Origin of the sequence: Nitrospina gracilis Nb-211 (assembly GCF_021845525.1) — a bacterium.
GTDB lineage: Bacteria > Nitrospinota > Nitrospinia > Nitrospinales > Nitrospinaceae > Nitrospina > Nitrospina gracilis_A.
In genome coordinates this window covers 563,217-575,796 of record NZ_JAKJKD010000001.1, presented here as the reverse complement: position 1 = coordinate 575,796, position 12,580 = coordinate 563,217, and the positions used below count along the sequence as shown (strand labels likewise).

The 12,580-nt window shown below is 57.7% G+C and carries 11 protein-coding genes; 3 read left to right on the top strand and 8 right to left on the bottom strand.

What is annotated here, in order from left to right:
• Window positions 1–19: 19 nt before the first annotated feature.
• Entirely contained in the window at window positions 20–2,053 is a 2,034-nt protein-coding gene (locus J2S31_RS02745; protein WP_237097518.1) for a tetratricopeptide repeat protein, read from the bottom strand.
• Between the two features lie 593 nt (window positions 2,054–2,646).
• On the opposite strand from J2S31_RS02745, the gene J2S31_RS02740 reads away from it, so the two are divergent.
• Entirely contained in the window at window positions 2,647–3,756 is a 1,110-nt protein-coding gene (locus J2S31_RS02740; protein WP_237097517.1) for a Glu/Leu/Phe/Val family dehydrogenase, read from the top strand.
• Between the two features lie 11 nt (window positions 3,757–3,767).
• Here the strand turns inward: J2S31_RS02740 and J2S31_RS02735 are convergent, their stop codons facing one another.
• The 3 genes from J2S31_RS02735 to J2S31_RS02725 all read right to left on the bottom strand — a co-directional run bounded on the left by J2S31_RS02735 (window position 3,768) and on the right by J2S31_RS02725 (window position 5,734).
• On the bottom strand, window positions 3,768–4,271 hold the full coding sequence (locus tag J2S31_RS02735; protein ID WP_237097516.1) for a tetratricopeptide repeat protein: 504 nt from the start codon (window positions 4,269–4,271) through the stop codon (window positions 3,768–3,770).
• 96 nt (window positions 4,272–4,367) lie between these two features.
• On the bottom strand, window positions 4,368–5,237 hold the full coding sequence (locus tag J2S31_RS02730; protein ID WP_237097515.1) for a Dyp-type peroxidase domain-containing protein: 870 nt from the start codon (window positions 5,235–5,237) through the stop codon (window positions 4,368–4,370).
• A 290-nt stretch (window positions 5,238–5,527) separates the two neighbouring features.
• A complete protein-coding gene (locus J2S31_RS02725) occupies window positions 5,528–5,734 on the bottom strand; it encodes a hypothetical protein (RefSeq protein ID WP_237097514.1) in 207 nt (68 codons plus the stop codon).
• A gap of 578 nt (window positions 5,735–6,312) precedes the next feature.
• Between J2S31_RS02725 and J2S31_RS02720 the strand changes: the two genes are divergently transcribed.
• The gene (locus tag J2S31_RS02720; RefSeq protein ID WP_237097513.1) at window positions 6,313–6,492 is read left to right on the top strand and encodes a CPXCG motif-containing cysteine-rich protein; all 180 of its coding nucleotides are present in this window, start codon (window positions 6,313–6,315) and stop codon (window positions 6,490–6,492) included.
• Window positions 6,493–6,681: 189 nt separating this feature from the next.
• On the opposite strand, the gene J2S31_RS02715 is transcribed toward J2S31_RS02720, so the two are convergent.
• Together J2S31_RS02715 and J2S31_RS02710 are read right to left on the bottom strand one after the other, a co-directional pair.
• Entirely contained in the window at window positions 6,682–7,407 is a 726-nt protein-coding gene (locus tag J2S31_RS02715) for a DUF6279 family lipoprotein (RefSeq protein ID WP_237097512.1), read from the bottom strand.
• 64 nt (window positions 7,408–7,471) lie between these two features.
• Window positions 7,472–8,347, bottom strand: coding sequence for a hypothetical protein (locus tag J2S31_RS02710; RefSeq protein WP_237097511.1), 876 nt, complete (start codon window positions 8,345–8,347; stop codon window positions 7,472–7,474).
• Window positions 8,348–8,675: 328 nt separating this feature from the next.
• On the opposite strand from J2S31_RS02710, the gene J2S31_RS02705 reads away from it, so the two are divergent.
• A complete protein-coding gene (locus J2S31_RS02705) occupies window positions 8,676–10,010 on the top strand; it encodes a sigma-54 interaction domain-containing protein (protein WP_237097510.1) in 1,335 nt (444 codons plus the stop codon).
• Between the two features lie 69 nt (window positions 10,011–10,079).
• Here J2S31_RS02705 and nirK (J2S31_RS02700) read toward each other — a convergent pair whose 3' ends face one another.
• Both nirK (J2S31_RS02700) and nirK (J2S31_RS02695) read right to left on the bottom strand, forming a co-directional pair.
• Window positions 10,080–11,066, bottom strand: a complete 987-nt coding sequence (nirK, locus tag J2S31_RS02700; protein WP_237097509.1) for a copper-containing nitrite reductase — start codon at window positions 11,064–11,066, stop codon at window positions 10,080–10,082.
• A 224-nt stretch (window positions 11,067–11,290) separates the two neighbouring features.
• Window positions 11,291–12,301 (bottom strand): copper-containing nitrite reductase, encoded by a 1,011-nt coding sequence (nirK, locus tag J2S31_RS02695; protein WP_237097508.1) that lies wholly within the window; start codon window positions 12,299–12,301, stop codon window positions 11,291–11,293.
• Between the last annotated feature and the right edge of the window lie 279 nt (window positions 12,302–12,580).

Sequence of the window (12,580 nt, the reverse complement as noted above, 5' to 3'; positions counted from 1 at the left end):
CGAGCGGGTGGGCGGGGGATCAGATCATGCCCATTTTGTTTTCGATGTCTGGATCGAGCTTGATGGCTTTCTGGTAGTGGCGTTGCGCCACGTCTTCGTTGCCGACCAGCTCGTTGAGCGTGCACAGGAAAAAGTGCGCCTCCGCGTATTTCGGATTGGCGCGCACGGCCTTGTTGAAGGCGTCCAGCGCTTCCTGGTAATGGTCCAGCCGGTACTGCGTGTTGCCCAACTGGAAGCACGCCTGCGCGTCTCGCGGGTTCAGGCGCACCGCCTGCGTGAGCGGCTCCACCGCTTCCTGGTAGCGTTTGCGATCGGAATACAGCTTGCCCAGTTGGACGTGCAGTTTCGGGTCGCGGGGTTTCTGCTTGATCATCTGTTTGAGGCGCTCGATCTCCCGGTCGTCCTGGCCTGCGGTGGCGGGGCGTCCCTGGGCCGCCGGCGTGGCGCCGGGACGGGGCGGAGCCGCCTGCTTTTGCGGCGGAGGCGTCATCGAAGCGGCGGGCGTTGAGGACACAGCCGCCGCGGCGCTGATCTGCGACTGAATCGACCGCACTTCCGCTTCCGCCCGGGCGCGGGCTTCGGACTCCATCTGAATCCCCGCCCGCAGATGCTGCAGGTCGTCCTGATACTTGCGCAACTGGCCTTCCAGGTTTTCGGTCTGCTTCTTGTGCAACTCTTCGCTCTTTTTGGCCTGCTCGAGTTCCTTTTTCAGCGCTTCCAGTTCCTTGGTGTCCGTGGCCTTCTGCTCCACTTCCTTGATCTTCGCCTTGGCGGCGTTGAGCTGTTTTTCCAACTCCGCCTTTTCCTGCCGCAGTTGATCCTTGCCTTCCCGCAACTGCGCCAGTTCCTGTTCCAGCGATTCGGATTTGCCGGAGCCCGCGGAGGCCTGCTTCAACGCCTGGTCCACCTTGGCATACGCTTCCTTCAACTGCTGTTCGAGGGAGGTTTTTTCGGCGGTGAGCGCTTGTTCCGATTCCTGGAGCGCGGCGACTGTCTGCTTCAACGTATCGGTTTCGCCGCTGGACTGGTTTGCCTGCTCCAGGCTGGCCTGCAATTCTTTCACCTGGCTGGCGAGATATTCCTTTTCCGTCTTGAGAAGCTCTTCGGCCTTTTTGTTCAGCTCAATTTCTTTTTTCAGCGACTCCGCTTCCTCCGATCCCTGAGTGGACTGGCGCTGGGTGTTCTCCAGTTGGGATTCGAGGTCGTTGATCTGCGTTTGCAGATTGATCGACTCGTTCTGCAGGGCGAGCTTTTCTTCCTGAAGGGTTTGCTCGCTGTCGCGGAGCGCCTGCTCGGATTCGCGAAGCGATTCCAGTTCCGCCTGCGCCGCCGTGAGTTCCTGTTTCAATGAATCGGATTCGCCGGTATCGGCAGGACGCTGGAGCGCTTCCTCCAGTTTCGCCTGAGTTTGCTGAAGCTTGGTCTCGAGGTTGGCCCTTTCCATCTTCGCCAGTTCCTCGGACTTTTTGAGGAGATCCAGTTCGCGCTGGAGGGTCTCCGCACTGGGTGCGGAAGAGACGGCTTTCTGCGCCTCTTCGAGGCGGGCCTGCAAGTCTTTGACCTGCGTTTCCAGACCTTCGCGTTTTTGCACTTCCAACTGGTACTGCGATTCCGGAATCCCCCCCGAACCCGCCGCCGGGGCCTGTTGCAGAGCGGCCTCGGCTTTCTGGCGCAGGGCCTGCTCATCTAGAACCTTCTGTTTCAGATCCAGCACTTCCTGGGTTTTACTGAGCAACTGCTGTTCGGCCCGGGTGCGCTTTTCGATTTCCTGGTTGAGTTCCGCACCACTGGAGATTCCAGCGGCGGCACCTTCGGACACCTTTTTCTCCAGGTCGGCGACTTGCTTGTTGGCTTCTTCGAGGGATTTTTCGAGCTGGAGGCGTTTCTCTTTTTCCGCTTTGAGGGCGGGAGTCAGATCCTCCGTCGCCCCTCCTTTTTTCAACTCCAAAATCTGCTTTTTCGCCGCGTCCAGTTGGGCACTTTTTTCCTTCAACTGGCTTTGGAGGTTGTTCAGTACTTCCTGTAGCGTTTGAGCAACGCCTTTACTGGCCATTCACAGTTCCTTTCCTGTATCTGAACCCAAGGAAGGCCGGGAAATCCGGTCCGGAGACACCCTTGCTTGAAGACAGTCCGTGCAGGCAACGATTCCCTGCCAGGTAGAACCAAGTCATGGGAAGGGTTCCAACCAAGAGCTTCGCAGGGAGTCGATTCTTTTAGATTTTATTAAAAATTAGAGGTCTGTCAACAATCAAACCCATAAAAAAAAAGAGTTTACACTTATATCCCGGCATCTCCCCGGTTTTCTCCCGCACTTGCCAGGAAATTAATCTGCGATCAAGGAACCGGAAACTCCCGGCCATTCAAATTTTGTATTTATTTTGAACATCTTTTTTTTAAGTTCACGTGTCGATTTTATGGCAAACCGGGAACAAGGTGATCATATTGATTGGTGTCAGACAATGTTGATTTTAAATGCAAAATGATTAAACCGATGGGGCCGGAAACGGCCCACTCAGCCCCCGCAAACCACTTGGAGGTCCGAAACCTGGAAGACATCAACTCCGGGCACGTTTCACCCATACAGGGTGTCACAAATCTTGGAATGCCCGCCCCGCTTTCGCCAACTTCCTTTGAAAGGGGTCCTGTATGAGCACTCAATATGTGGACAATTTCGCCGACGACATCGGTCCCATTAAAATCCTGCACCTCTACGAACCCAAATCCCAGCTCCGCGCCATTGTGGTGGTGGATAACCTGGCGATGGGTCCGGCGGCCATCGGGGGTTGCCGCATGGCTCCCGATGTCTCCACGCGCGAGGTGTTCCGCCTGGCGCGGGCCATGACCCTGAAGAACGCGGTCAACGGTCTGGCGTACGGCGGCGGCAAATCCGCCATTGTCGGAGACCCGCGGAGCGAACTGAAGGAAACCTGGGTGCGCGAATTCGCCCGTGCCATCCGCGACCTGAAAGAATACATCCCCGGTCCGGACCTGGGCACCGATGAACAGTGCATGGCCTGGGTGCATGAAGAAACGGGACGCGCGGTGGGCCTGCCATATTCCAAGGGCGGTCTGCCGTTGGATGAACTGGGAGCGACGGGGTTCGGCGTGGCGGTGGCGGCGGATGCGGCCAGCGAGTGGATGCAGTTGCCGCTGGAAAACGCACGCGTGGTCATTCAGGGCTTCGGCAACGTAGGCAAAGCGGCGGCAAAATTCCTTTTGGAACGCGGTGCGAAAGTCATTGCCGTCAACGATTCGGAAGCGGGACTGCACAATCCGGATGGACTGGACATCGCGGAGTTGATCCGCTGGGTGCAGGCCCGGAACTTGGGTGGCGCCACCCACCTGGGCCAGCCGGTGGAGCGTGACCGCGTGCTGGAGATCGAAAGCGATATCTTCGTCCCGGCGGCGCGGCCGGATGTGTTCACCGAAGCCAATCAACACCTGCTGAAAACCCGGCTGGTGCTGGAGGGCGCGAACATTCCCATTACCCACGAGGCGGCGCGGGTTCTGCACGATCGCGGTATCCTGCTCATACCGGACATCATCGCCAACAGCGGCGGCGTCATCTGTGCGGCGGCGGAGTTTGAGGGCAAAACGAAAGACCAGGCCTTCGACGCCATCGGCAAAAGCGTTTACCGCAACACCACGGCGTTGCTGAAACGCGTGCGCGAGCGCAAACAATATCCGCACGACGCGGCGATCAAGATGGCGCGGGAAGTGTTGTCGAAAAAGATGGGGCTGTTCGCCAACACGTGAGGGATGAACCCTCAGCGGTATTCGGGGTTCAGGCGCGTGGCCTCCTGCTTGTGATGCCGGGAGGCCTCCGTCTCGCCCTGAATGCCCAGCACCACGCTCAACACGCGGTGTGCTTCCGCGTAACCGGGCTTGATCTCGATGGCTTTTTTGAAGGACTCGCCTGCCTCGTCGTACTCACCCACCACCATCTGCGCCAGGCCCAGGTTGTACTGCGCCTCCGCCCAGTCGGGGTCGAGGTACGCCGCTTCGCGGAAGGCGTCGATCATCTCCTCGTAGCGGTTGAGGGCATCGAACGCCTGCGCCAGGCCGAAGTGTGCTTTCGGGTTTTCCGGATCCAGTTGGACCATCTGCCGAAACACCGCCAAGGCCTCTTCACCGTTCAACTCCGCAATCCATGCCTGGCCCAGCTTGAGCAGAACTTCACAATCACCGGGGTTCGCCTCGGCCTGTTTCTTGAGGGCTTCGATTTCGGGATTGACGGGAGTTTCTTCGTTTGTGGGAGTGTCTTCGTTCATGATTTCCGGTTCGCGGTATGGAGGGACATTGTAACAAATCGGGAGGGGCCTTGAACACCCGCCGGGGCGATTCCCCCCGGTGCCCTTCCGCCCGCCTCAGGAATACTGGCGCGTGGGGGAAAAACGGTTCATGCGGATGCCGCCCATGCGAAGCCCCGTGAGCACGTCGATCGACGGCACGAAGAACCGCGCTCCAGACACCGGACGCAGGCGGTCCGTCCAGTGCACGCCGTCGTCGCCGGGTGGAATCTCCAGCGATTTTTCGAGTACGGTGTCCACCGCATCGGGATCGCTGTGAAACAGCATGGACAACGTTCCGGCATCCTCCTCCATACGGTATGGAAGGGAGTGGATGAGCAAGTGCTCCTGCCGTCCGAATTGCTGTGCCATTTTCTGGAAAGGCGCGGCCACCTGTATGGTTTCATCCGGCGCATGGCGAAAATTCTGCACCAGCACAAAACTGCCGCGAAAGAAATCCGCCTCGTGCTTGTCGATGAACACCAACTCCGGCACTCCATCGGGCATTGTGGATTCCTGCTCGGCAAAGGTGATGGCGGGCGACTGACCCCACACCCGGTCGATGGGCTGAACCAGCCCCTGCAGGTTCTCGTCAATGTAACCCACCATATCGCGCAGGCATTCCACTTTGTTGGCGTGCAGGTAAAACAGGATGTCCCCCTCGGTTGCGGGGAACTCGCGCCCCCTGGCCTCCAGCGTTTCAAAGGGGCGCAGGCGGCGTGGCTTCTTGCCGTGCCAGGCAAGCAACCAGAACATCGGGCCGAAACCCACCACGCAGGCGATCTTCTCACCCGGATATTTCTTCAGCACGTCCGACACGAAACCCGGCACCATCACCGAAAACTGGCCGACGCTCATGGCGTTCATCGGCAAGTCCACCACTTCGTATATCAACACGCACGAGTGGCAAGCGGGGGTCGATACGATTCCTGTCTGCGATCGGGACATGGTCCCTCCGGTTGCAAAGTAAAAGCGATTACTCTAACACCAAACCGGCGGGAGAAACGACAAAAATGGTGGGAGGGAGGAAATGAGGGAGGAAAGAAAAAAGAAACCCGGGCCGGAAATCATTCCAGCCCGGGTTCCTTTCAGGTAAACCACGCCGGTAAGACCGGCACCCCTTTCCCTGGCCGGGACACCCGGCCTTCCCTGACAAGGTATGGATGGGAAAGAACCATGAAATCTGCGGAGCCTGTCCTTGGCAATCCGTGCGAAGCCTGCCTCTTCGCCGTGCTTGTTCAGCTTCCCGAATTGACGGAGTCCGGATAGTTCAGATCGAGGCGTTGTTTCACCCAGGCAGGAACCTGGGCCTTCGGCGCCGTCACCAGCCCGATGTTCTCCTCGTTCTTGTAGAACGTTTCCCAATACATCTTCTCGAGCCGTTCCGAAGAAATGACCTCTTTCAAACTTCCATCCGGTTTTATGATTTTCACTTCGTAAATCATGCCTGCCTCCTTCACCCCCTGAACTCCGGGCTCATTGTTACTTGAACCAGACCCAACCGCGGGTCCTGCCCCCCAAACAAGTAAAAACTTTGCTGACTACAATTCGTATAAGCAACAGTCGTGCCATTTTCCCGAATTACAAATAATTACAATTTAATCAATGATTTAAGAGAAAAGCGCCTCTCCCCTCATGGTCCGTTTTCCTGATTTCCGAATACAAAAATGTGTCACTAGTGACAAAATTGGGCTTCAAAATTCGTAAGCTACTAATTTTAAATGCATTATAATCACTTCAAGTTTTGAAACGAAATGCGTTCTTCTCGCAAATTTTGTCCAGTTCCCGTAAAACCACCCGTTCTGGCCCGTCATTTTTTGGACATCGGAATAAAAAACATTGTAATTCCATGCGTTAAATGCAAATTGGTTTTTCAGACAATGCCTGACCCACTTCCCTGTTTTTTCTTATCGGCAAAATATGGGCTGGCGCCACTCCCAAATGGGGTTCATTTTGACTTTTAAGTTACCAGCAGATTATGAATTGAGGTTTTACACCCAATTGAGAAAAAGGGATGTTTGAAATGGAAGAGGAATATTTTTTTGAATGCCCCTGGTGTGGCGAGGAAATTTCCATGCTGGTGGACCTGACCGTCCCCTCCCAGACCTATATCGAGGACTGTGAAGTCTGTTGCCGTCCCATCCAGATCCAATACGAAAGCAGTGGCATGGGAGTGGAAGGATTCTTCGCGGCGCGGTCATGAGACCCGATGGCGCCCCAGGGTGCGGCGCGATCAGGTGAGTTCCATCAGGGCGGCAAAATCGTGACGGTATTCGCGAATACGTTGCCGGACGTGCTCACGTTGGAAAGTTGACATCATGCCATCCACGCGCACGATCAAATCCTTCCAGTAACGGTGGCGGGCCTCCAGCCCGGTTTGGAAACCCGCGACCTAGTGGGTTTCCGGATGATGGAGCCACTGTTCAAGACGGGTCTGAAGAACCGCGGCCGACCCTCCCCGCCGCACCAGTTGCAGGAAATCCTGCTGAAACCGGAGGCGGTTTTTTAGCCGCAGTTGCACCCAGCCGCGGTCGGACTGCAACCAATCCGGAATGCGCGCCGCCTGATCCGCCGTCAAACCGCCATACCAGTCGTCGAGCACCTCCAGCACCCACTCGCGGTGATCACGTTGCAATGCGTCCGCAGTCAACGCCGCCCGCCTCACCAGCCACCCGTCGTTCTCTTCGAACCGGTTTGCCAGAAAGCCGACCTGGTCGTCATTCAGCGTCGTGAGGAAGCGTGAAAAATCCGGCAGGCCGTGAGCGATCAGCCGGTCCCAGAACGCGCCCTGCTGTTGCCAGACCCAGTCCGCGTCCTCCCCGCTCAACCCGTCGGCATAACGCCGGTCGAGTTCGTCCAGCGCCGCCACCAAACGCGGCAGTTCATGCCTGCGGTGCCACGCCTGCAGAGCGGCCACGCGCCGGTCGAGAAACCGTTCCTGCTCGCGGGTGAGGTCGAAGTAATGGTCGATACGGTGGACGAGAAACCAGTCGGAGAAGTTGTAGGCGATGCGGGTACGACTGCACCCGGCGGCGATCATCAGGCAAAGCACAAGGAGAGCCAGCCGCCATGCCCTGCCGCCACGCTCGGGGTGTGGAACATCGGGACGCCGGGTCATCGAAACGCCTCCTGTCAGATTCCTCCCGCCGCCCGGCCTGCGTCGGGCACAAAGGGCCCATCCTTCAACGCAGGGAAAAGGACGACGGAGCGGAGCCGGTTTCCATCTGCGGGCCGCCGATCACCCGCCCGCCGTAATCGGAAAACACTTTCCTGCCATTCTTCATGCGCTTCAGGTGGTGATGCGAGCGGTGTTCCGTTTTCGTTGCCGAACCCTCTTTTTTCAACGCAAAATCATCCACATCCAGATTGCTCCAAACACTCTGGTCGCGGACCCGGGTTTTGAAGCCGATGCCCTGCGTCTGGTCCAGAATGCGCTGGGCGAAATCGCTCCGTCCCGGAAATGCGGTGACATTGGTGGTGGTCCCCAGAGGAAACCGCAAAACGCCGAACCCCGGAGAAAACACGAACGGCTGGAACGATCCGACAAAGGGAAACGGTCCCGCAAACCCGCGCCGGCCGAACGGCCGTAGGGAAAATGGCGAACGCCCGCGATGCCGGTGCCCGAACCCCGGGCCGCGAAAACCTTTTTTGCCGGACCCTTGTGTGCCTTGGGGTTTTAATTTGAAATCGGGATGGCGCGGACGAAATTCCTGCGCATCGCGGAACAGGTCTTTTTGAATTTTCCGTGAATTTTCATCCAGCCGCTCGCGCAGGGCGTTGGGGCCAAACAGAAACTTCTGACGAAGCGGCGATACGCCCAGCCGGCGATGACCACGAAACGACAAGGTGCGCCCGTCGCGAAACCCCTGTTGTGTGCGGATACGGCGCTGAAAGCTGGATTGAAATTTCGAACCGACGCGGCCTTTGAGGCCCGAACTCCGGCTGAACGAGGAATGAAAGCCCACCCCTCCGCCGCCCGCGGAGGCCGGCTCCGGCACGGCGCCGGTTACGGCAAACACGCCTATCAATAAAATATAAGAGAAGGACAAGGGTTTCATGATCCCGCCTCCAAGAGGAAACGCCACCCGGTGGTGTCCGGTCCGGCACGGCCATTCATACAAAAAGTATATCAATCCGGCGGAAACCGCCACAACCCGAAACCGGGACGCCCAAACAGGGTGCCCGGGGAACCTGGGAAAGGCTTCGGGATGGCCCCGGACGGGGCTTCCGCACTTCATGCAACACCCCAAAAACCATCTGTTTTTAGCAATATAGAGCCCCTCCACCAATTGCATTGTTGCAACATATATTTGCAACACTCACTGCAACCCGGTACTATCTGGAATAGCATCCTGATCCATCCACTTTCTGCAATCTCGAATTCCCATGAACTCACGACCGGCTGACAACATCGAATCCATCATCAATCTCCTCAAAGAGGCGGTTTTTGTTTACGACGAGAACCTGGATATCCGTTATTTCAACGACGCGGCGGAACGCATCACCGGCTACCGCCGCGACGAGGTGCTGGGCCGCAAGTGCATCACCATCCTCGATCAGAGCGTGTGCCTGAACAACTGCGAGCTGTGCCTGACGGTCAAAAACGGGAACAACCGGGAGGTGAATTTCACCTCCTCCTTCCTGCGCAAGGACGGGGCGAAGCGGATGGGCGAGTTTCAGGCGGGCATTCTGCAACAGGACAAGGCAGGAACGCGGGTGGTGGTGGCTTTGAACGACGTCACCGAAATCTCGCAGTTGCGCGAGGAACTCAAGGAAGTCCACTCCTTCGGCAACATGATCGGTAAAAGCCACGTGATGAAGGAGTTGTTCGAGACCATTCAAAACGTCGCGTTTTACGATTCGACCGTGTTCATTCAGGGAGAGAGCGGCACCGGCAAGGAGCTGGTGGCGCGCGCCCTGCACTACGAGAGCCCGCGCGCAGGCAAGAACCTGATCAAGGTCAACTGCACCGCCTTCGCCGACACCCTGCTGGAAAGCGAGCTGTTCGGCCACGCCAAGGGCGCCTTCACCGGGGCGCTCCGCGACCGCATCGGCCGTTTCGAAGAAGCGCACGGCGGGACGATTTTTCTGGACGAGATCGGCGACCTCACCCCCACCATCCAGGTCAAACTGTTACGCGTTCTGCAGGAGAAGGAAGTGGAGCGCGTGGGCGAGAACGTGACGCGGCCGGTGGACATCCGCATCATCGCCGCCACCAACAAGGACATCCTGCAAGAAGTGAAGGCAGGCCGGTTCCGCGAGGATTTGTACTACCGGCTGAACGTCATCCCCCTGCACCTGCCGCCGCTCCGCGAGCGCAACGAGGACATCCCGTATCTTGTCGAACATTTCATAAAACGCTGGAACGCCCAGCACGTGAAAGCCATCGACGGCATCGCCGACGACGCGCTGGGTTCTCTGCTCGACCACTCCTGGCCGGGCAACATCCGTGAACTGGAAAACGTGGTCGAACATGCCTGCGTGAAGTGCTCCGGTCCCCGCATCCAACGCGCGGACCTGCCGGCATTTCTGCAACTGCCTTCCGCCAAGGCTCCTGCCGGACGAAGCACCTCCGTCCGCCGCCGCAAGTGGCTGACCCGCGAGATGGTGACCGAGGCGCTGCAGCGCGCGGGCGGCAACCAGTCTCACGCCGCGCGCGAACTGGGCGTGCATCGCATCACCCTGTGGCGCAAAATGAAAGAGTTCAACATCCCGGCGTGAAGCCCCCGCTCCTCATTCAAGCCGCCCCTGGCAAGGGAGCGGGCAGGCCCGTCCCTCTACGCATGGGTCTTATTTTCCGAATTTGAAAACGCCGGGGTCCTCCTCCCCGGTCACAACCAGATGACCGATGGCGCCCCGGGCGACGCGGAAGATGCTGTGATCGACCAGCACATAGGTCCCCGGCACATCCACTGTAAACTCAACGATGGTGGAACCGGCGGACGGCACCATGGTGGTTTGGATACCGGTCCGGACCCCGCCGAAACCGCCTTCCACATACACCCGGTCAAAAATTTCACCGATGATGTGAAATGACGACACATTATTTGGCCCGATGTTGCCGAAGTATATACGCACCGTTTCTCCCACCTTGGCATGCAGGGCGTTGTCGCCCAGCAGAGCACCGTCCTGGCCATTGAACACCACATGGGTGGGGTGTTCTTCAAGCCCCTTCATGAGGTCAAACGCGGCCAGGCCGTTGTCATCCGGTTCCCCTGTGAAAAACTCACTCTGCATCACGTAAAACTCACGGTCCACCGTGGGCAGGCCCTCCTCCGGCTCCACCAGCATCAGCCCGTACATGCCATTGGCGATGTGATCGACGATCGAACCGGCGGCACAATGATAGATATAAAGGCCCGGCGTCAGCGCCTTGAAGGTGAACACCTTGGATTCACCCGGCGACACGTTGCTGGCGACCGCGCCTCCTCCCGGCCCATTGACCGCATGAATGTCGATGTTGTGCTGTTGGGTGTTGGACGCGGCATTGGACAGATGAAACTGCACCGTATCCCCGACACGCACTCTCACGATCGGACCCGGCACCGCGCCGTCGAAACTCCAGAACTCATAGTTCACGCCATCCGCCAGTTTTCCCACGTACTCTTTGGCTTCAAAATGAATGTCGATGGTTTTCGGTGAGGTGCGGTGAATGGAGGTGGGGACATTCGGGGCGAACATTTTATGCGATGTGTCCGCGTACACAGTGGGGACGGCAGAAAGCAACAATGCCAGCAACAAAACTGAAATTCGAACAGGAACTATTTGTGGACGCATGCCAAAACCCTCCTGTTTGGAATTTATAAAACGGCTCCATGCATATTACATGGGTGACCCTGTATTGAATAGTCCCCCGGAGGGGGTATTCCAAAAGGCCGGCCGGAGGAAAATCAAGTTGCCCTCCAGCGCCGCTGAGCTTCCAAACAACCAGCTCCTTCCCCGCTTGCGCGGGGAAGGAACGAGGGTTGGGGGAGTGGGGCGAGCTTCAAGCCGGGTGGGGGTTATTTCCCGGCTCGAAAGACGGAAGGATCTGCTTCCCCTTCCACCTCCAGGTGACCGATCGCCCCTTTCGCCACCCGGAAAATGCTGTGATCCACCAGGGCATACGTGCCCGGCTCATCCACTTTGAACTCGACAATGGTCGCCCCCGCGGAAGGAATCATCGTGGTCTGCACGTTGGTGTTCACCAGTCCACCGATTGCGCCTTCCATGTACACCTTGTCGAAGATTTCACCAATAATGTGGAACGAAGACACCCGGTTGGGACCGATGTTGCCGTAGTAGATGCGCACGGTTTCACCAACCTTGGCCTTGAGCGCGTTCTCAAACATCACGCCGCCTTCCTTGCCGTTGAACACAACGTAGGTCGGGTTCTCATCCAGACCGCGCTGGATGTCGAATTCCACCAGTCCTTCTTTCTTCTGGGTGGTGAAGAATTCGCTCCGCATGACGTAGTATTCGCGGTCCACCGGCGGCAGGCCGCCTTCCGGCTCGACCAGGATCAGGCCGTACATGCCGTTGGCAATGTGGTCAACGATCTGCCCCGCCGCGCAATGGTAAATGAACAGGCCGGGAGCCAACGCCTTGTACGAGAAGACACGGGTCTCGCCCGGAGCGACGGTGATCACTGCCGCACCGCCACCCGGACCGTTCACCGCGTGCATGTCGATGTTGTGATCCTGCGAGTTGGTCTTCGGATTGGTCAGGTGAAACTGCACCGTATCACCCACGCGCACACGCACCATGGGACCCGGAACGGTGCCGTTGTAGCTCCAGAATTTATATTTGATGCCTTTTCCCAATCCCTCTGCCAGGTCGCCGACGAATTCCTTCGCCTCAAAATGCACTTCCACGGTTTTCGCATCAGACCGCTTGGTGGGCGACGGCACGTGCGGCGCCGTGGCCATGACGGAGTCGCCATGCGACCACGCCGGTGCGGCACAGGACAGGAAAAACAAAAACAGAACCAGCTGAATGGGTTTCAAACGAAAGCGGGTAGGTAATTCAACCATTAACTCTAACTCCTACTGAGGTGAATAAATTGCATGAAACATCCTGCCCCCATTCCATTACAAGGCTCGTGCCAAACCGTCGGATGCGCTCCAAATCACTTTTTTTGAGCTATTTTGCACTGTGGGCTGGACCCGGACTGTTGCGCTACCGCATAATTGCAACGTTGCGCTTGCTTGCAACCTGCTTCGCAACTCATCTTTTTTCTGAATAAACCCTTTTTGCAACCGACTAGCTTCCGTTGTTGAGGAATGGAAACTTATTGACAGTCCGCGAGTTAT